Here is a 1,968-nt window from a genome sequence, read left to right on the forward strand (position 1 = left end):
CGCAGGCGCGGGCGCTGCTCGAAGCCGGCGGCGGGCGCGAGCTCTACATCATGTTCCCGATGATCTCGGAGCCGTGGGAGTTCGCGGCGGCGAAGGCGCTGGTCGAGGAGCAGCGCGCCTGGCTCACCGAACGGCGCAAGCCACTGCCGCTCAGGATCGAATATGGCGCGATGCTGGAGGTGCCCGCGCTCGCGGAGACGCTCGATCAATTGCTGCCGATGATCGATTTCCTCTCGATCGGCACCAACGACCTCACCCAGTTCCTGTTTGCCGCCGACCGCTCGCATCCGCGCCTCGCCGAGCGCTACGACTGGCTGAGCCCCGCGATCCTGAGGTTCCTCGCCCGCATCGTCGCCGAAGCGCGGACGCACAAGGTGCCGGTCGCCGTCTGCGGCGAGATGGGCGGCCGGACGCTGGAGGCGATGGCGCTGATCGGCCTCGGCATCCGCCGCCTCTCGATCACCCCGGCGGCGGTCGGTCCGATCAAGGCGATGATCCGCTCCCTCGATCGCGGCGCGGCGATGGAGCTGATGGAGGAATTGCTCGCCAAGCCACCGCCCGACATGCGCGCCGCGCTGACGCGCTGGGCCGAGGAGAAGGGCGTCCGCATCGCCTGAGGTGGGATCGAACGGCGGGCACCGTCGGTTGACATGGCCGTGCCGCCTGACGATGGGGAAGGCCAGGCAACGGAAGCGAGCATGGACGAGCCACCGGAAGAGCAGTTCGACGACGCCTCGATCGGCGGGCAGCTGCGCCGCGCCCGCGAGGCGCGCGGCCTCTCGCTCGACGACGTCGCGAGCCAGACCCGGATCCCGGTTCGCCATCTCCAGCATGTCGAGCAGGAGGAATGGGACGCGCTGCCGGCCGTCACCTATTGCGTCGGCTTCGTCCGCGCCTACGCCAATATGGTCGGGCTCGATGGTGCGGAGCTGAGCCGCCAGCTCCGCGACCGGATCGGCGGCACGCGAACCCGCGCCGCCACGCCCGATTATTACGAGCCCGCCGATCCGGCGCGGGTGCCACCCAAATCGCTCGCGATCATCGCCGCGGCGCTCGCTGCTCTGCTGATCCTTGGCTACTTGATCTGGCGCAGTACGCTGGGCGGCCCCGACGAGCCGATTCCGGGCGTACCGCCCGCCGAGCAGGCCGCGCCTTCCGCCCAGCAACAGGCTCCGGCGCCGCCCGCGCCCGCCGCGTCGGTCGCGGGCCAGCCGGTCATGCTGAGAGCGACCGGCGAAGTCTGGCTGCGGGTCAGCGACGGCGGCGCCGCGTTGTTCGAGGGCATCTTGATGCCCGGTCAGGTCTATCAGGTCCCACCCCAGGCGCAGGCCCCGATGCTCCGCACCGGCCGGCCGCAAATGCTCCGGGTCGGCATTGGCGGGCGCGACCTGGGCCCACTCGAGCCAGTCGAGCGCACCGTCGACAATGTCAGCCTGCGGGCCGAGGAACTCGCACGGCGCGGCCAGGCGCAGCCGGTGCCGGCGCCCCAGCCGCCAACGCCCTGACTCCCTTCGTCGCTTAAGGCTGGCGGGACGCGCCCGGCCTTCCTATCATGTTGCGCCATGAAGAGGGTGGCGCAAGGCCACCCGAAGCGGGGAAAACGCATGCGTTATCAAATTCTTGGCCTGATCCTTATCGCCGGCATGAGCGCGCCGCTCGCGGCCCAGCCCGAGCCGGGCGTCGAACGGCGGGTCGATCGGCTGGAGCAGGAGATGCGCGCCGTCCAGCGCCGCGACTTCCCGGGCGGCCGCGCGCAGTTCGTCGAGCCCGAGATTCGCGCCGAGACGCAGGGTCCCGCCGCGGGCCTGTCCGGGGATGCCCTCGCCAGCCTCGTCGCCCGCGTCGACGCGCTCGAATCGCAGCTGCGCTCGATCACCGGCCAGGTCGAGGAGCAGGGCAACCGTACCCGCCAGCTCGAGCAGGAGGTCGGCCGCCTCCGCGCCGACTTGCAGGCGCGGCTGGACCGGC

Annotated in this window: 2 protein-coding genes and 1 pseudogene; all 3 read left to right on the plus strand. The window is 71.3% G+C overall.

Annotated features, from left to right (window positions below; genetic code table 11):
- Positions 1-617 (plus strand): putative PEP-binding protein (locus ACT4N8_RS15040; protein ID WP_444858927.1); only part of this gene is annotated, 617 nt, incomplete at its 5' end.
- An 81-nt stretch (positions 618-698) separates the two neighbouring features.
- A complete protein-coding gene (locus ACT4N8_RS15045) occupies positions 699-1,505 on the plus strand; it encodes a helix-turn-helix domain-containing protein (RefSeq protein ID WP_444858928.1) in 807 nt (268 codons plus the stop codon).
- Between the two features lie 99 nt (positions 1,506-1,604).
- Positions 1,605-1,968 (plus strand): annotated as a pseudogene (locus ACT4N8_RS15050) (YbgF trimerization domain-containing protein); the annotation flags it as partial.

The organism is Sphingosinicella sp., from assembly GCF_052387495.1.
Lineage (GTDB): Bacteria > Pseudomonadota > Alphaproteobacteria > Sphingomonadales > Sphingomonadaceae > Allosphingosinicella.

Bases quoted from the DNA above. Each gene is read 5' to 3' on its own strand.
- ACT4N8_RS15045 (WP_444858928.1), top strand. From the start codon at position 699: ATGGACGAGCCACCGGAAGAGCAGTTCGACGACGCCTCGATCGGCGGG.